This is a genomic window from Nitrosomonas ureae, assembly GCF_900108305.1.
Lineage (GTDB): Bacteria > Pseudomonadota > Gammaproteobacteria > Burkholderiales > Nitrosomonadaceae > Nitrosomonas > Nitrosomonas ureae_B.
Map to the genome: position 1 here is coordinate 98,562 of NZ_FNUX01000007.1, position 18,385 is coordinate 116,946.

Genomic DNA, 18,385 nt, shown 5'->3' on the forward strand with positions numbered 1-18,385 from the left:
ACAGCATAACCTTATTTTCCTGCCTTCAGGGTAAACATATCAACCAGACAGATCCTGGTTCTGCTGATATCTTTTTCTGGTACATCAATCCCGATCACATATCCGGTTAAGGTATCTTCTGTTAGCTTAATGCGGATCATGTGGCGAAATTTCTCGGATCGCGCGCCTCCGCCAGCTTCATTATTATGGCAATTAAATGCCAAGGATACCGCCAGATACCAGCCCAGCCAAATACAGCCAAATATCGCTCCTGACAAAAAAGCCATCAGCAAACGCGATGCGTCTACCGCAACAAGCTCACCTTGTTGCATAGCTGCAAAGAATACGGCCATTCCGGTCACAATCCAGGAAATCAATAACCCTTGACCAATTTTTTTCTGAATATCCGGCGAAAATTCCTTGAAAAAATATTGAGATGTAAACAAGCGTCCAGCAATCAATGTTATTGCTATCGCAGCACCACAAATAATCAGCCAGCTTGCCCAATCGGCATACAAAGCCAAACACACCGGTATTGAGATTTGCAGGATGGCATGCCAAAAACCCAAAGCCAGAAATTTGCCTGCATTGGCTTTAGCCACTCCGGGCTTATCCGATGCAAAAAATGGAAATGTGGTTAAGCCTAGAATGACTAATGACCAGACAACGATGACCAGCAAATCAAAACTCATGATCGATGCCTTGTATACGCCATAATGCAGAAAACCCACAGCAATATAAAAAATTCCCATTATGCTCAATATCCATAAGGGAATAAAATCCAACCAGGTTTCTTTTCTGATTCTGGCGCGTTCGAATAAAATATCACTGTAACATCGGATAAGACTGAATATCAGCAGCCCTGCCACACACGACAAACCAATCAAAATAGCCGCCAGGAATAATGGAGGAGTCGACTCTCCCGGCTCAAGGATCAGAATTAATAAGGGAATAAGCCACAATACAACAGGAATGAGAAATGTTGCCAGACGCCTGTTCCAGATATCCCGTGAATCGCTATATTTAACTTTCGATAACTCCGGGACGCTCATTAGCCGCCATGCGATCAAAAATGCAACAAACAAAATGAGGTAAATCAAATCGATCCAATATCCGCTGAGGATTGCATGGGTATCCGGAAGAGTCAGTGCTCTCTGAATACGCGCCAGAAAATCCTGACTTCCCCGGTCCGGGCGTAAGTTGTCGGGAATGAGCTTGAATAAAGACCACGTGCTTTGTGGAACGGTCACTGCAAAATAGGTGATGAAACCAACCATTGCAGCAATTAACCATGCATAACCACCCAGGAAGATCTGCCATGGATTGAGAATCCGCTGCGTCACTTCGCGATGCGAATCCATCTCAGCCGGATACACGCTTTGTTTCTTGATTTCACCAGCATCCGTATGGCTTGGATGCAGAAAGGCGCCACCACCGCCTGCCACCACGGAAGCATAATTACCAGGCTCTCCATGCTCATGGGAGTTGCCCCAATAACGCTCATAATGATGGACATCCCCTGAAATATCCAGACGGCACTTGTTACGGCTCAGCCTGCCGTCATGCAGAAAAGCGGGCTCTAATCCCAATCGTAAAAATAATTCCGTCATGGCGGCATGACTTGCTGCGCACTTTCCCAATACAGTGCTGGGCTCGGGTGTGGCAACAATTAATTTATCGGGAATTGCATTGCGCAGCGTTTCCTGCACTTCCTCTTTTTTGTTTTCATCAAACAAGCTTCCATCCTGGGTAAGCTTGTCACAAAACTGACTGACAAAAAAAGCCTGTTGGCGCTTATCCATCTTGCCTGCTTGTGAATCAAGCCCCCACAGCCTCCAGCCAAAAGGCAAATTTAACCAGACATAGCTTGATTTTTGTTCACGCCTGAAACCATGCAATCCCAATTGAGGATCGGTAAGATCCTCTTGTTCGCGAACAAGAGGATGAATATCTCGCACAATCGGGCGGCAGAATTGCCGGTTGAAGCCATCCAAAGCATCATAATAATCATGATTAGCCGGGATACCATAAATTGGGCGTTGCGCTATCTTTTCTCCGGTAGTAACTGCAATATCCTCATAAGCCCAATTGAAAGGTGTTTGGAAGCGTTCTTTCAAGGCAGCAATATCCGCTGTATGATAGGCCGTATCTCCACCGACGAATAAAAACTCACCTCGCGGCAGCCGCTGATTAAATTCGCCAGTCTGACTTAGTGAAATGGGATGTCCCTGTGTTATCTTTCCATCCTTGAGCCACAATCCGCTCATGCATAAATAGGCAACATTATAGACTGCTCGCGATCCATCGCCGGTATCGGCAATATAATCAAACCAGTATTCTTGTTTACCCTCATTACAGTGAGGAAGTGTAATGGCTTCCGCAAACATCCAGTCCTTGGAATCCTGCTTTTCACCATTTAATAGATAACTTAGAATACTTTCAAGGCTGGCTAGAAGCTCCCTACCTGCCAACCAGCTCACCGGCCGTTTGAACTTGCGCTCTATTCCCATTCAATCGTGGCCGGCGGTTTACCAGAAATGTCGTAAACGACACGATTGATGCCGCGGATTTCATTGATGATACGGTTAGAAACCTTGCCGAGTAGCGAATATGGCAATTCCGCCCAGTTGGCGGTCATGAAATCCTGGGTTTGCACAGCTCGCAGTGCAATCACGTATTCGTAAGTGCGTCCGTCTCCCATCACACCGACGGATTTGACCGGCAGAAAAACCGCAAAGGCTTGCGAGGTTTTCTCGTACCAGCCGGAGTGTTGCAATTCTTCAATAAAGATTTGATCGGCTTGTCTGAGCAGTTCGGCATACTCGTATTTGACTTCGCCCAGAATGCGCACGCCCAACCCAGGCCCTGGGAACGGATGGCGAAATACCATGTCACGCGGCAAACCCAGTACCAATCCCAGCTCGCGCACTTCGTCCTTAAATAATTCCCGCAACGGTTCGAGCAGTTTCAGATGCAATGTTTCCGGCAATCCTCCGACATTGTGATGCGATTTGATCGTATGTGCTTTCTTGGTCTTGCCACCGGCTGATTCGATCACATCGGGATAAATCGTACCTTGTGCGAGCCACTTGGCATCATTGATTTTTGCCGATTCGCGCTGAAATACCTCGACAAATTCACGCCCGATAATCTTGCGTTTGGTTTCCGGATCGCTAATACCGGTAAGACTGCGATAGAAATCACGGCTGGCATCGATATGAATCACTTTAACCGCCAGGTTTCCGGCAAAGGTTTCCCTCACCTGCTTGGCTTCATTGGCACGCAACAAACCATTATCGACAAATACGCAAGTCAATTGATCGCCAATAGCACGATGAATCAACGCCGCTGCCACCGATGAGTCGACACCGCCGGACAATCCCAGAATAACCTGGTCACTGCCAACCGCAGCACGGATTCCATTAATCGCTTCCTCGACATAGTCCGGCATGTTCCAGTCACGCCCCAAGCCGCAAATATCATGCACAAACCGGTCGATTATCGCCTTGCCCTGCGGCGTATGCGTGACTTCGGGATGAAATTGAATGCCGTAGAAGCGGCGCTTATCGTCCGCCATAGCGGCGATAGGCGTAGCAGCGTTAAGCGCCATGACCTCAAACTCTTCCGGTAATGCAATCACAGCATCGCCATGACTCATCCAGACATCCAGAATATTGTTTCCGTCCATACTGACTCGATCTTTAATATCCTGAAACAATATGCCATGCTGCGTTGTTTGAATTTCCGCATAACCGAATTCGCGTACCGGTGCACTCTCCACCGATCCGCCTAACTGTGCCGCCATGGTTTGCATACCATAACAGATACCCAGCACCGGCACACCCAGTTCAAACACAATCTGGCGCGCACGCGGTGTTTCATCTTCGATAACCGAAGCGGGCCCACCGGAAAGAATGATACCTTGGGGTGCAAAGGCTTTAATAAATTTCGCATCGACATCATAGGGATGCAATTCGCAATACACATTCGTTTCGCGGACGCGACGGGCAATCAGCTGTGTATATTGGGAACCGAAGTCCAGGATCAGGATTCTTTGATGCATTATGCGCTGGCCGTTATTTGACGTGATAATTGGGAGCTTCTTTGGTAATCTGAACATCGTGCACATGGGATTCGCGGATGCCGGCAGAGGTAATTTCGACAAATTCCGCCTTGTCATGCATCACCGCAATTGTTTCACACCCCAGATACCCCATGCTCGAACGCACTCCTCCCATTAGCTGATGAATGACTGCAGCGATACTGCCTTTGAATGGAACACGCCCTTCCACGCCTTCAGGAACCAATTTGTCGTTATTCTTATGTTCCTGATCCTGGAAGTAGCGATCGCTGGATCCCTGCTGCATGGCTGAAAGTGAACCCATACCGCGATAGCTCTTATAAGAGCGGCCTTGAAACAATTCAATTTCGCCCGGCGCCTCCGCAGTTCCGGCAAACAATCCGCCGAGCATCACTGAATTCGCCCCGGCCGCCAATGCTTTGGCGATATCACCCGAATAGCGGATACCGCCATCGGCGATCATCGGCACACCACTCCCTTTTAATGCTTCGGATACGTTATGAATAGCGGTTATTTGCGGAATGCCCACGCCCGCGACAATACGCGTGGTGCAGATGGAACCGGGGCCGATGCCCACTTTTACCGCATCCGCGCCATGATCCGCCATCGCTCTGGCAGCAGCCGCTGTCGCCACATTTCCGCCGATCACCTGGATCGACGGCAGATTCTTTTTAACCCACGCAATGCGATCCAGAACACTTTGTGAATGGCCATGCGCAGTATCAACGACAATGACATCGACCCCGGCTTCCGCCAATGCCAATGCACGTTCTTCGCTACCCTCTCCGACCCCGATAGCCGCGCCCACTCGCAACTGCTGCTGTTCATCCTTGCTGGCAAGCGGGTATTCCGAAGTTTTGATGATATCCTTCACCGTAATCAGTCCGCACAATTCAAATTGGTCATCAACGACTAAAACGCGTTCCAGACGGTGTTTATGCAACAATTCCAGCACAGCTTCACGCGTTGTATCTTCCTTGACCGTCACCAGACGGCTTTTCGGTGTCATGATGTGCTTGATGGCTTGGTCAAGATTGGTCTCAAAGCGTAAATCCCGGTTGGTAACGATACCGACAACTTTTTTGCCATTCACCACCGGCAATCCGGATATTTTGTGCCGGCGTATCAGTTCGAGCACTTCGCGCACAGTCATGTTCTGATGAATCGTGATCGGATCTTTGACTACACCGCTTTCAAACCGTTTGACTTGCGCCACATGCGCGGCCTGAGCTTCGATGGACATGTTTTTGTGAATGATGCCGATACCGCCTTCTTGCGCCAAAGCAATAGCCAAAGGCGCCTCTGTCACGGTATCCATGGCAGCGGAGATAAGCGGAATATTCAAGCGAATGGTACGTGTCAACTGTGTCGCCAAACTGACATCGCGCGGCAGAACCATCGAATGAGCCGGAATCAAGAGAACATCATCAAAGGTGAGTGCTTTTTGAATCAATTGCATAATGTCAATCCTTTGCAAAGCGACATTATAGCCAAAAACGGCAACAATTTTCGTGCCAATTCAACCAAGAATACAGCATATTTCCAGCTAATATGTTTTAATGCACGGAATCATTAAGGAAACTCGGAGAAACGCACATTTGCTGTTATTCCAAACGTGATGAGGAATCTTCAACAATCAATGCAGCAGATTTTCCGTCTCGCCCGAAATGATATTTCCCAGAGTCTTTTGAAGTTGCCTAAATACGAGTCCGATAGATTTCAGATCTATTATTTTTGGAGCATGCAATGAGAATTGTTGTGTTTACTGTGGCCGCCTTGCTATTCAGCGCTTCCGTCGGCGCGCAGATTTACAAATGGGCGGATGAAACCGGCAAAATACATTATACCGACCAACCCCCTCCTCCTCATGTGAATACAAAAGAGCAGCAATTAAATATCAATACAGCACCGGCGGCCGGCAACCAGTCGAATGTCCTGTCAGATGAACGGGAAGAATTTGAAAAACGCAGGAAGCAAAGGCAAGAAAACGAAGCCAAAGATCAGGCGCAAGCTGAAATAAACAAAAAAAAATGTACGGAAGCTCAGACTCAACTTAGAATGTACGCCGATTCACCCCGTTTGACGATTCCCGACGGTACTGGTGGAATTGTCTATGTGGATGATGATCTGCGGCAAAGGAGAATTGATGACGCGAATAAAGCAATCGCTACATTCTGTAGATAATCAATATTCTTAAATTAAATGGTCGCAACTATTGGTAAATTAATTACTGTTGTTCTTTTCTTGCTAACAGGTACTTCAGTTTCGGCTGAAGTACCTGTTTCATATTCTGAATCGGATAGCAATCCGTCCAGCCATATTGGTGTCTCCAAACAAGAAAGCTCAAGGCCCGGAATGCTATGGCAAATCCGACCTGGCGAAGATATTTTACAGATTGCACGTCTGATATTTCCTGAAGATATCCATGCCCGCAGGAATCTTGTCCGCGCCATTATACAGAGTAATCCGGAACATTTTCCGGGTGGCGCATATCGACCCATACCAGCCGGAGCAACGCTCCATATCCCGGATTTAAGAACAATCAACGCGTCTGCAAAACCTGCCACCCAATCGCGGCAAAACAGACCGGAAAAGAATCCAACCCAACGTGGATCGCAAGAAACAACCCAGGAATCCGCTCAGTACAAACCTAAAGATCATCGATCGACACTCAATCTGATTGCACAATTGGAACGAATTGCTGATGACGAAGCCAATCAACTCAATCTGCTGACCCGGCACGTTGAATCAATGGAAACACAGATTGCCGCGATGCAATCGTTGTCGTTATTGAAAGCTGCGGCCGCGCAAGAGGAACAAATCGAAAGCGTCGAACTTATTACGGAGATTGAGCTAGAACCCCGGGTTATTGCAATGATACAGCCCGAAGAAAGCACCTCTCCGATAGATGCCGCCATTGTCATGGCGGAAGACATCGTGCAGCCGATTGAAAACTCGGTACCCCCGGATGACTTTAATGCGGCTTCATTAGATGTGGATTTATTTTCGGACACTACTTTTCTTTTTGGGATTTTACTGACTTTATTGATCATTTTTATGATGCTGCGCAGCCATAAAAAGATTAAAGAAAGATTTACGCGGCTCCCGGATGAATCATTGACTAGCACACGGCATCGTTACGCAGAGGTTTTGCTGCAGCACACCGAAAAAATCGCTCAATCCGCAGAAAATCCTTCTGATGCGCGCAACCAGGCAGCACATGCATTCATCGAACAGGAAAAACCCGAAGCGACTATTGAGTTATTACAAAAACAATTGGCGGCTAATCAACACGACATACCTACCTGGCTGATGTTATTTGAATTATTATACAAATCAAACAATAAGCGGGATTTCAAAAAGAACGCACGGCGCTTCAAGAGAATGAAAATATTTCCTGACATATGGCGGCAAATTCAGAGCCTTGGACACAGGTTGGAACCCAATGAATCGCTTTATTTTGATGAACAAAAACGCAGAGAAAAGTTTTTCTCTGACACATCGGCAGCCAGTTAAAAACACAGTGAGAAAATCCGCAATGCTGATTCTAAAAATTCCTCACTGTGCCGAACTTACAAAAATATTTTTTAAACAACTCTGAATACACGCCATTTCGAGCATGGCGGCAAATCCATCCCATCGGCTGTTTAATATTCCTGTTGCGTCCGGAATGGCTGCTGCAAGCTTTTCAGAGTTTTAAGGAAAGCTGATTAATTGACTGCACGAGCGAATCACTTCGTTGCGCGGTACTCACGCCTTCGCCTATCTTGTTGATATGTCTCAGTTGCTGCGTTCCGGGCGCCTCGTGCTTCATCTCGTTCGCCGAATTAATCAGTGTTTCCTTAAACTATTTCAATGAAAGACTTTCCAGCGCTTTTGCGTGATTCCATTGACCATGAAACAACAGCCCCTTTTTCTCCGGAGTGCGGTCACTGGTCCAGGTGATATGATTGCCATCCGGCGTGAACACCGGAAGACCGTCGAAACCTTCCTTATTGGTCACACGAACAGGCTCTTTCTGTCCGTCGGCATCGACAATATACAATTCAAAATTGCGATGCCCATGCAGATTTGTCGCAAAAATAATGTACTTGCCGGAAGGATGATAAAAAGGCGCCCATGACATGACATTCAGGCGCGTGATTTGCTTTTGATCGGTACCATCGATGTTCATGGTGAATATCTCCGCTTCGCGGCCGCTTTCCGAGAAATGCCGCCACACGATCCGTTTTCCGTCGGGGCTGAAGAATGGACCACCATCGTAGCTCTGTGTGTGCGTCAGCCTTTTGACGTTGGAACCATCGGCGTTCATAATGTAAATATCGATCATCGAAGCCGGATTAACTTTGAATAATGCCGCTTCTTCAGCGGACAATTCACCGTCATACGCGCGGCGATTCGATGCAAACGCGATCAGTTTACCGTCCGGCGACCACGATGCCTCAGCATCGTAACCCAGCGTGTTGGTCAGATTCCGTATATTTTTTCCAGAAAAATCGGTCTCGTAAATATCATAAAACTCATCATAATCCCACGAATAAGACCTCTGTTCGCCGGATTTGCGGCGCTCAATCTCCGCAACCATCTTGGCTTTGGCTTCCGCATCTTCGTGAGTCGATGAAAACAATACTTTTTCCTGCTCCGGATGAACCCACGCACACGTGGTTTTACCCGTTCCTGGAGATACCTGCTGCACTGCGCCGCTGTCAATATTCTTCAGAAAAATCTGATAAAACGGATTATCATCCGCCACTTCCGCCTGATAAATCATCCACTTCGAATCCGCGCGGTAGTATGCCTCCCCGGCGCGTTTTTCCTTGACGGAAAGCTGGCGTTCGCCGGTAATGAAATCAAGTGCGCCGGCATGGGCTGTTGTCAGAAAAACCAATGGCAGCAACAAACCGCAAGATGTTATTTGTATAAAATTTCTCATAAAATTAAAAATACCTGGTAACCGGATAAATAGAAAACATTTAAACATAGGCACAAAAGGAAAGTAAACACTCAATGCGATAGAATGCAGGTAGCAATAGCACATCGTTTTGTCCAAACGCTCGAATTTTTATAAACTACCCAATAGATTTAAATAAAAAATGCAAAAATTAACTGACCTCGGCGTGGCATGTATTTTTATTGCTGGTTGTCTGTTTTGCGGCATGATCGCGTCCGCCGGTGCCTCAACTTTCCATCACCAGATGCAAATCCAACTGTCGCCGGACACTTCGGAAATCCGCGTTCAGGATCGGATACAAATCCCTGATCAGGTACGCAATGCAAAACAACCGGTGCAACTTGAATTCTTTCTACATGCCGGTTTGACGATCACTGATGTGCAGGGTGCGACAATCAGGACAAATGGCAATCAGGTCGCCTTGAAATCCCGTCCCATTTCGATCCGCCATTACACGGTCACATTACCGCCAGATCAACAGACCTTCATGCTGCAATTCAATGGCAAGATCCATCACGCGCTTCAGGGGCCGGGACAGGAGTATTCGCGCAGCTTCGGCTCCACACCGGGTGCGATTTCACCGGAAGGCGTGTTCCTGGCCAATTCCAGCGCATGGTATCCGCAGTTTGGTGCTGCCCTGGTATCGTTCCAACTGGACATTCAACTGCCGGCCGGATGGGATGTGGTAAGCCAGGGCGCATTATTGCGCGAGCAGCAAACGAATGCGATGCAAAATGTCGTATGGGAGGAAAAACAACCGCAAGATGATATCTATCTCGCCGCCGGGCGCTATCAGCGTTACACGCAATCCGCCGGCGCGGTGAATTCCCTGGTTTATCTGCGCAGCGCCGATCAAGCATTGGCGCAAAAGTACCTGGATGCAACCGCGCAATACATCGCCATGTACAACAAACTGATCGGTCCGTATCCATACAATAAATTCGCACTGGTCGAAAATTTCTGGGAAAGCGGCTACGGCATGCCGTCGTTCACGCTGCTCGGCTCCAAGGTGATTCGCTTTCCGTTCATTTTGCATTCGTCGTATCCGCATGAAATTCTGCACAACTACTGGGGCAACGGCGTGTTCGTCGATTACGCCAAGGGCAATTGGGCGGAAGGATTAACCGCTTATCTCGCCGACCATCTGATCAATGAACAACGCGGCAAAGGCGACGAATACCGCCGTGACGTACTGCAAAAGTACGCGGATTTCGTCAGCAAAGAGAAGGATTTTCCGATCATCCGCTTTGTATCCCGCCATAGCGCCAGCTCGGAAGCGGTGGGATATGGAAAAACCATGATGTTCTTCCACATGCTGCGCCAGGAATTGGGCGACGAAGCTTTCACGCGCGTATTGCGGCAATTTTATAAGCAGTTCAAATTCAAACAGGCAACTTTTGCAGATTTGCTCGCAACATTCAATGCAACTACCGGTCAGGATTTTTCGCAGCAATTCGCGCAATGGATACACCGCGCCGGTGCGCCGGATCTGGTGCTGCGCCATGCGGAAACCAAGCCTGCCGCACAAGGATTCAAGCTCACTTTAACGGTCGAACAAACCCAGGCAGGCAATCCATATCGATTGAAAGTACCGCTCTCCGTCACGTTGGAAAATGATGACATGGCAGTGGAATCGCATATTCTCGTCGACCAGCGTACACAAACCATCGTCCTGGAATTCGCCAATCGCCCGGTGCGTATCGACCTTGATCCGCATTTCGATGTATTCCGCCGTCTGGATAGCCGCGAGATTCCCTCTGCGTTGTCGCAAGGTTTTGGCGCGGAAAAACCATTACTGATTTTGCCCGCGCAGGAACATCCGTCGATTCTGGCAGCGTACCGGGACTTGGCCATGAACTGGCAGAAGACGCAATCAAGTCCGCTGGAAGTCATCACCGACGATCAACTGCAAACGTTACCTGCAAACCGTACCATCTGGATCATGGGGTGGCAGAATAAATTTACCGGTGCCGTTACCCAGACCTTGGCGGATCGCGGCGTTACTCATCAGCGCAAGCAATTGCAGCTGGATCAGAAAAACTATCCACAGGCGGACCATGCTGTGGTGCTGACAACCCGGCAACCGTCCCATGCGGATAAAACATTGTTATGGGTCGCCGCCGACAATCCCAAGGCAATTGCCGAATTGGCCAATAAATTGCCGCACTACCGCAAATACAGCTATCTGGTGTTTAAAGGCGACGAGCTGATCAATATCGACAAAGGACAATGGCCGATCATGCAATCGCCACTGTCACAGCCGGTACGGCAAAAAGACGGTTACGTTCTTCATGCCGCGCATACCACGCATGCGGGCATCACCAAGCCACGCCGCGCATTGGCGGAACTACCGCCGGCTTTTTCCGAAAGCCGCATGATGGCGGATATTCATCATCTGGCGCATGAATCGTACAAAGGCCGCGAACTCGGCACCCCGGAACTGGACGAAGCGGCCACCTATATCGCCAAACAATTCCAGCAAATCGGCTTGTTGCCGGGCGACGATAGCGGCAGTTTTTTCCAGACCTGGCAACAGGATGTCGGCTTGCCGAAAGGCAACATCACCTTGCGTAACGTCGTCGGCATTCTGCCCGGCACCAACCCGCAGCTCGCCGGACAAAGCCTCATCATCGGCGCGCATTACGATCACCTGGGCACCGGCTGGCCGGATGTGCGCGCCGCACATCAGGGTAAAATCCATCACGGTGCGGATGACAACGCCAGCGGCATTGCGGTGATGCTGGAGCTGGCGCGTCAAGTGGTTGGCAAATGGCAACCGGAGCGCACCGTCATTTTTGTCGCGTTTACCGGCGAAGAAGCGAATCTGCTGGGATCCCAGCATTACATTCGCAACAGCAAAAATTACCCCGCTGAAAAAATCATCGCAATGCTGAATCTGGATACCGTCGGACGATTGGAAAATAACCCGGTCACGATATTCGGCACCGGCACCGCACGCGAACTGGTACATGTTTTCCGTGGCGCAGGCTTTGTCACCGGCATTCCGGTCAACGCGGTGCAGGACGATTTCGGCTCCAGCGACCAAGCCACATTTATCCAGGCGGGTATTCCGGCGGTACAATTTTTCGCCAGCGCGCACGAGGATTATCATGCTCCTGGCGACACCGCCGATAAAATCGACACCGCCGGACTGGTGAAAGTCGCCGCGATTCTCAAGGAAGCCGCCGAATATCTCGCCAACCGCATCGAGCCGCTCACAGTCACGTTATCATCAACTCCCGCACCAGCAACCGAATCCAGAAAACCTAAAGAAAAACGCACCGCCAGCCTCGGCACCGTCCCGGATTTCTCATACCAGGGCGAAGGCGTGCGCGTCGACAACACCCTCCCCGGCTCCCCGGCACAACAAGCAGGACTGCAACAAGGCGACATTCTGATTCAACTGGCCGGGCAACCGGTTAACGATTTGGCGTCGTATGCGGCTGTTTTGCGCACGCTGAAAGCGGGAGAGAAAGTAGAATTGAAATATCGGAGGGATGATGCGGTTATGGTGGCTGAAGTGGTGTTGGTGGAACGGTAGCAGCATGATTGCTGATTCCGGATTGCTTCGATTGTCGGAGCTGCAACCGAGCCGTCCAATGAAGCTTGCCGTCAAAAATAATAGAGTATTAACCTGTGAAAGATTAGTTTTTTTCATACTAAACTGAACCGCGCGTACTCGCATTTTTTCAATGATAGATCGAGTAAATTGTTAATTGAGCCACTTTTTCATTCACGCGGATTAACCGAACCTCCTTCACAAGAATCAAACAAGCAGAAATGTTGAAACGAGTAAACATCCAATCGCTACTACAAGCAAAAGATTCATTGAAAGAAGAAGGCTTCAATGGGTTCTTGAAGCACTATGGCATAGAAATCAAAGATGCAGAAATTGAAGACCTAAGAAGTCTAGCCAAGGCTCTGAGCGACATTGAGTGCAGCATAGGAGCCTTAGATAGGTTTTATGTGGGTTACAAAATTCCGCAGATAGGCAAAGAGTTTGACTTGCTGCGCTTTGGCCGAAAATGCATCATAAACGTAGAACTCAAGAATAACTGCTCGGAAGACAAAATTAAGAAGCAACTAATACGAAACAAATACTACTTGAGCTTCATTGGAAGAAAAATTTGCACCTTCACATTTGTGTCTGAATCCCAAGAGCTGTACTTCCTGCGGGATGACGAACAACTAGAAAAAATCAAAGTTATCCATTTAGCGGAATTACTCACCAAGCAGGAGATAGATGATGCGGAAGTTCCGGATGCATTATTCAATCCATCAGACTACCTAGTTTCACCTTTCAACTCCACGAAAAAGTTCTTAGCTGGGGAATATTTCCTAACACATCAGCAAGAAGATGTGAAAAATCAAATCATTGATTCCCTAAAACCACCCAAAGCAGCGAAATTCATTTCAATCATAGGCAGCGCGGGAACAGGAAAGACCCTACTAACATACGATATCGCAAAGCATCTTATAGGCAGCATAAGAAAGCCGCTCATCATCCACTGCGGACAACTAAATGACGGCCACACAGAGTTGAAAAAAAATGGCTGGGCGATCACTCCAATAAAAAACTACAGCAACCACGATCTTGCAAATTATGATTTAGTTATCATCGATGAAGCTCAACGAATCTATCCCAAACAACTAGACACCATCATTGAAAAAGCAAAACTAGCAAAATGCTGCTGCATCTTCTCACACGACAAACTTCAAACGCTAGCAAACTGGGAAGAAAAGAGTGATGTTAGCGCGAAGATTGGCTCAATCAAACCAATCGCCCAATACAAACTATCGGAGAAGATAAGAACAAACAAAGAAATCGCCGCATTCATAAAAATGCTCTTCAACAACAAAAAATCTCTGCCCATATCAAGCAATGGCAACATTGAAATCAATTATTTCAACACCACCGAAGACGCAAAGAGTTACCTCGACGCACTAGATGAAAGCAAATGGGAAATTTTGAGATTCACCCCATCACAATACAATAAAGAACATCACGAGAAATATTCGGAAGCATCCAACAGAACATCACATCAAGTAATCGGGCAAGAATTTGACGGCGTAGCGATAACTATTGATAAGTTCTTCTCCTACAACGATAAGGGCGATCTGAACTATAGAGGTGGAGCGTACTACGACCCGCCTAAGATGCTATTCCAAAACATCACAAGGTGCAGAAAGAAATTGAATCTAGTAATCATAGGCAATGAAGAATTGCTAAATAGATGTATCGCCATCCTGCAATAGCCATTTAACAGATTTTTACAGATGAGCGGCCAGCACACCAACCGATATTGCAGAAATGGTTGCTTACTATGTCAAGAATCGAGAGTCTGCGGCCTAATTCAAACGTTAGGGACGACATGAAACGAAACATTGTTATCGTACTCTTGCTGCTTGCTGCCTGGCAGTACAAATCGCTCTCAGGCCAATACCGCATCGCGGGTAAAACAGTAATTGATCCGCCGCCATCCATTGGCAAAATTATACCCGTCATCCACGGTACACTCTTACAAACCACATGACTGCCACGATCATCGAATTCAGGCGGACACCGAAACAACACAGGGAGATTGTGTAATGCCTACCTGCTGGATCATTGCCGGTCCCAATGGCGCGGGCAAAACCACATTTGCATTGGAATATTTGCCCAAGGTAGCGGAGTGTACACATTTTGTTAATGCCGATCTGATCGCAGCCGGTCTTTCTCCGCTGGCACCGGAGCGAGAACTCATTGCGGCAAGCCGTATTTTTTTGAACGAAATCGAAGAAAACATCAAACGCCAAGAGAATTTTGCATTCGAAACCACGCTTTCAGGTCGTAGTTATTTACGTCTGATCAATCGGCTGCAACGTGATAGTTGGCAAGTGAAATTGATCTATCTTGCCTTGCCCAGCGTCAAAATATCGGAACTGCGTGTAACAGAAAGGGTTGCGCATGGTGGTCACAATATTCCGCTACGCGATATCGAACGGCGTTTTCCGCGTAGCCTAGTTAATTTACTCACTGTATTCAGCCACAAAGTTGATTGCTGCACTTGTTTTATGAACGATGGTGAAAATCCTATTTTAGTGTTTGAACAAAAAGACGGCAGTCGTGATATTCTCCACGAAGTTTATTATCAACAGTTATTAAAGAGCATCAAGGAATGAAGATCACTTTTAAAACAATACCATCCGAAGAAAGTATAGCAATCCTGGATTCGCTGCAAAAAGCCGTGTCACAGGCACTTGAAAGAAAACGTCGCTTGGGCCATTACGCCGTGATCTGGCGGGATGGCAAGCCAGTAATGATCGGCGAGGATGCGCCGAAAGCATCAGAAGATTCTGCCGGTTCTGAAGCTGGCAGAGGCTTTTAAGCTGAATCCTCTACTGTATGCTCCCATTAAGAATGGGGTGATTAATTGATCAGTCTTCGGTTAGCAGACACATAGTTACCCCATTGAAGTCATTTCATGCAAAAATATAACGATAAATTTAAGCTAAGGAGAGGCCATGTCACTGCGTATTAATGATCAAGCACCTAATTTTCAGGCGGAAACTACCCACGGAAGAATCGATTTTCATGAATGGATCGGCGATAAATGGGCCGTATTATTTTCTCATCCCAAGGATTTCACACCCGTTTGCACGACGGAACTGGGATATATGGCCAGTATTCAAGCCGAGTTCGATAAGCGCGATACCAAACTTATCGGGCTGAGTATTGATCCGCTTAATGATCATGAGAAATGGCTGAAAGACGTTGAAGATGTCGGAGGGTCATCCGTTCGTTACCCGGTTATTGCAGACACGGATCTGCATGTGGCCAAACTCTATAATATGTTCCCTGCAGATGAGACGGGTTCAGCGGAAGGACGGACAGCACTCACCAATGCAACCGTTCGCTCAGTATTTATCATCGGCCCTGATAAAAACATCAAGCTCATGATGACTTATCCCATGACTACGGGCCGTAATTTCAATGAGATCTTGCGTGTTATTGATTCAATGCAGTTAACCGCAAAACACAAAGTCGCGACACCTGTGAATTGGCAACAAGGCGACGATGTCATCATTGTTCCTTCAATCAGCAATGAGGAGGCGCAGAAGATTTATCCGCAAGGCTGGGAAACCGTAAAGCCATACCTGCGCAAGGTCAAGCAGCCATGATTTTTATATACAGCCCCGGTTACACTCTTTAATCCATTGATCGATGGTTTTAGTCTACGATGATCTGCCAATAAAAAAGGATTAGCTTAAATGCCAATCCTTTTTTATTTCCGCACAAAATACAGTTTATTTTTACCATATTGTTAATGTCAGATATTTCTTCGATAATTCCCGGAAGTTAAGAAAATCAATTGACGATGAAATCCGGCCAAACTCATGCAGAATTCCGCTCGATGAGTAAATCGTTGCGTTGTATATAGGCATATCCTTCAATAAAGGGGCATCCAATGAAAAAAATCCTTATTGCTATCTGTAGTGGTTTAATACTGTCTTCTTGTACATGGGTTAAGGTTACTTCAAGAGGCGAAAGTGTGCGCCTGGTGCAATCAGCCAGCACAGTCGAGTCATGCAAGAGATTAGGGCAAGTTAATACCAAAGTTGAAAATAAAATAATAGTGTTTAACCGTGATGCAGATAAAGTCTCAGCTGAACTTGCGGACCTTGCGCGTAATGAAGCGGCTTTGATGAGAGGCGATACGATTGTTCCCATTTCAGAAATTACTGAGGGAAGGCGCAGTTTTGGTGTCTATCAATGTTTTCCGGCAAGAACGCAATGATTGCCCTATCCCGTGCGTGACTTTGCACAAAAAAGACTCTGGCCGGAAAGCAAATGTATATGCCAAAACGTCAGGAATCAAAATGACTAATCCCATAAATTCGGGGCGATTTTTTCCGGGAAAGATGCTCTTAGATACCAAGGACCAGACAAAACTTTCCTCTTAACCGGGTTTTAATGTTCTTAACAAGGAGAGGCAGTCGTATGAATAATAACGCCCCGATTCTGGTTGATCTGGCCAAGCTCCGCGATCTCGTTGCCGGACTCGATCTGCACGACGAAAAGACTAAAGAATACATTGAAGCCCGCTGGCTGAAATATGTCGAGTGGTGGGACTCCCGGGCTACCAGTGCAAAAAAGAAATACTATGCCTTGCGTAGCGCAGTAGTGATCGCAGGAGCGCTCATCCCTGCTCTGGTGGGTCTTCGGGAGTTGGTAGAGGGGGAATACGGTTGGATTTTTGCCGTCGCGTCAATCGTGGCTAGCCTTATCGTGGCAATCTGTGCAGGTATTGAAGGTCTCTTCAATTTTGGCGATATCTGGCGTGAAAAACGTGCTGCTGCGGAACTGATCAAGAGCGAGGGATTCAGTTTTTTTCAGTTAACCGGTGAGTACGCACCCTTCAGATCCCAGCAGGAGGCCTATCCGCTATTTGCCAGGAACGTCGAGAATCTGATCCGCAATGAGATTAAAGACTATGTATTCGCCGTTAGCGCGAAGAATCAGGATTCCAACTTAATCAGCAAATCGGCCGGCAACGAGCAACAAGGCTGAAGCGTGCCGGTTTTTTATAAACGGGTTAAAAAAACAGAATTCTTGAATCATTGAGTAGGTAACGCTTACCGATCTTAAAAAGATATAACTGTAAGATCAGAAAGATGATGTATTCAAAGAATTTAATATCACATCTCTTACCGCTTTAGAGCAATAACTTGCCCGGCTGGGAAAACGCAACAACTTAAACCCGGCAGTTATACATGCTCTCTCCACAAAACTGCTTCTGGCGCGTGCAATGCGTTGAATATGACTTCGATCGTCCAGTACTATAACGGCAACCACTGAAAGTGTACGTTTTTCACATAGAATATAATCGAAATGCTTAGGAGGTATTCGATATATCGCAGCCTTGCTATTTTGAATAGTAAAAATCTCATCCGGCGTAAGCACGTCATTAATACGCACCTTCGCAAATATTTCATAGTCTTTGGATAGCGATTCTTTTAATGCCAGAAAAAAGGAATACTCGGTACTGGAAAGTATTTCCTCAAGAGATTCATACTTAAAATGCTTGGATTTATGACGAAATTTAAATAATGTAAATGTTTTAATAAAAATTGTAATTATGTTCATAATTTAATACGGGTTATACATGAAATAAACATGATATCGGCATGCAGGAAAGCTCTTTGAAGATCTTTCGCAAAATTCAAGCAAACTCTCTCAGCACGCTCTAACCCCTTTAGCCGAAACGATAGAATCTTCCAAACTTTCGCCAAGCTACCAATCTTCAACAGGCATTCAGGATGTACTTTGGTCTACGGAAACCTCCGTTCCCACCGTGATATGGTGTGGGTTCTCGACTTTGAGCGTTGCGTTG

15 protein-coding genes are annotated in these 18,385 nt (G+C 47.1%); 10 read left to right on the top strand and 5 right to left on the bottom strand.

The features are described 5' to 3' along the window. Nucleotides 1-11 precede the first annotated feature (11 nt). From C4S39_RS06110 to guaB, 3 genes are read right to left on the bottom strand one after another with little or no spacing between them, the layout of a single operon-like run. Nucleotides 12-2,489 (bottom strand): hypothetical protein, encoded by a 2,478-nt coding sequence (locus C4S39_RS06110; RefSeq protein WP_103966144.1) that lies wholly within the window; start codon nucleotides 2,487-2,489, stop codon nucleotides 12-14. Further along, nucleotides 2,480-4,042, bottom strand: coding sequence for a glutamine-hydrolyzing GMP synthase (guaA, locus tag C4S39_RS06115; protein WP_103966145.1), 1,563 nt, complete (start codon nucleotides 4,040-4,042; stop codon nucleotides 2,480-2,482). The genes C4S39_RS06110 and guaA overlap by 10 nt, the downstream gene beginning before the upstream one ends. Before the next feature lie 13 nt (nucleotides 4,043-4,055). After that, complete coding sequence (gene guaB / locus C4S39_RS06120) at nucleotides 4,056-5,519, bottom strand: IMP dehydrogenase (RefSeq protein ID WP_103966146.1); 1,464 nt, start codon at nucleotides 5,517-5,519, stop codon at nucleotides 4,056-4,058. Nucleotides 5,520-5,806: 287 nt separating this feature from the next. Here guaB and C4S39_RS06125 point away from each other — a divergent pair, with 287 nt between their 5' ends. Next, nucleotides 5,807-6,244 carry a DUF4124 domain-containing protein gene (locus C4S39_RS06125; protein ID WP_103966147.1) on the top strand — a complete coding sequence of 146 codons (438 nt, stop codon included), beginning with the start codon at nucleotides 5,807-5,809 and terminating at the stop codon, nucleotides 6,242-6,244. An 18-nt stretch (nucleotides 6,245-6,262) separates the two neighbouring features. Then, nucleotides 6,263-7,576, top strand: coding sequence for a hypothetical protein (locus tag C4S39_RS06130; protein WP_103966148.1), 1,314 nt, complete (start codon nucleotides 6,263-6,265; stop codon nucleotides 7,574-7,576). 331 nt (nucleotides 7,577-7,907) lie between these two features. Here the strand turns inward: C4S39_RS06130 and C4S39_RS06135 are convergent, their stop codons facing one another. Next, on the bottom strand, nucleotides 7,908-8,993 hold the full coding sequence (locus tag C4S39_RS06135; protein ID WP_258039310.1) for a TolB family protein: 1,086 nt from the start codon (nucleotides 8,991-8,993) through the stop codon (nucleotides 7,908-7,910). A gap of 160 nt (nucleotides 8,994-9,153) precedes the next feature. Between C4S39_RS06135 and C4S39_RS06140 the strand changes: the two genes are divergently transcribed. The 8 genes from C4S39_RS06140 (at nucleotide 9,154) to C4S39_RS06170 (ending at nucleotide 17,562) form a co-directional block, all read left to right on the top strand. After that, the gene (locus tag C4S39_RS06140; RefSeq protein ID WP_103966149.1) at nucleotides 9,154-12,552 is read left to right on the top strand and encodes a M20/M25/M40 family metallo-hydrolase; all 3,399 of its coding nucleotides are present in this window, start codon (nucleotides 9,154-9,156) and stop codon (nucleotides 12,550-12,552) included. Between the two features lie 239 nt (nucleotides 12,553-12,791). Further along, nucleotides 12,792-14,267, top strand: coding sequence for a DNA/RNA helicase domain-containing protein (locus C4S39_RS06145; RefSeq protein ID WP_103966150.1), 1,476 nt, complete (start codon nucleotides 12,792-12,794; stop codon nucleotides 14,265-14,267). A 116-nt stretch (nucleotides 14,268-14,383) separates the two neighbouring features. Then, complete coding sequence (locus tag C4S39_RS15270; RefSeq protein ID WP_181023763.1) at nucleotides 14,384-14,545, top strand: hypothetical protein; 162 nt, start codon at nucleotides 14,384-14,386, stop codon at nucleotides 14,543-14,545. Between the two features lie 55 nt (nucleotides 14,546-14,600). Next, entirely contained in the window at nucleotides 14,601-15,173 is a 573-nt protein-coding gene (locus C4S39_RS06150; RefSeq protein WP_103966151.1) for a hypothetical protein, read from the top strand. Further along, the gene (locus C4S39_RS06155) at nucleotides 15,170-15,379 is read left to right on the top strand and encodes a hypothetical protein (RefSeq protein ID WP_103966152.1); all 210 of its coding nucleotides are present in this window, start codon (nucleotides 15,170-15,172) and stop codon (nucleotides 15,377-15,379) included. Before C4S39_RS06150 ends, C4S39_RS06155 begins: the two co-directional genes overlap by 4 nt. A gap of 136 nt (nucleotides 15,380-15,515) precedes the next feature. After that, on the top strand, nucleotides 15,516-16,172 hold the full coding sequence (locus tag C4S39_RS06160; protein WP_103966153.1) for a peroxiredoxin: 657 nt from the start codon (nucleotides 15,516-15,518) through the stop codon (nucleotides 16,170-16,172). 287 nt (nucleotides 16,173-16,459) lie between these two features. Next, complete coding sequence (locus tag C4S39_RS06165; RefSeq protein WP_103966154.1) at nucleotides 16,460-16,789, top strand: DUF4156 domain-containing protein; 330 nt, start codon at nucleotides 16,460-16,462, stop codon at nucleotides 16,787-16,789. 203 nt (nucleotides 16,790-16,992) lie between these two features. After that, nucleotides 16,993-17,562, top strand: coding sequence for a DUF4231 domain-containing protein (locus C4S39_RS06170; protein WP_181023764.1), 570 nt, complete (start codon nucleotides 16,993-16,995; stop codon nucleotides 17,560-17,562). 96 nt (nucleotides 17,563-17,658) lie between these two features. On the opposite strand, the gene C4S39_RS06175 is transcribed toward C4S39_RS06170, so the two are convergent. Continuing rightward, nucleotides 17,659-18,138, bottom strand: a complete 480-nt coding sequence (locus tag C4S39_RS06175; protein WP_103966156.1) for a DUF2726 domain-containing protein — start codon at nucleotides 18,136-18,138, stop codon at nucleotides 17,659-17,661. Between the last annotated feature and the right edge of the window lie 247 nt (nucleotides 18,139-18,385).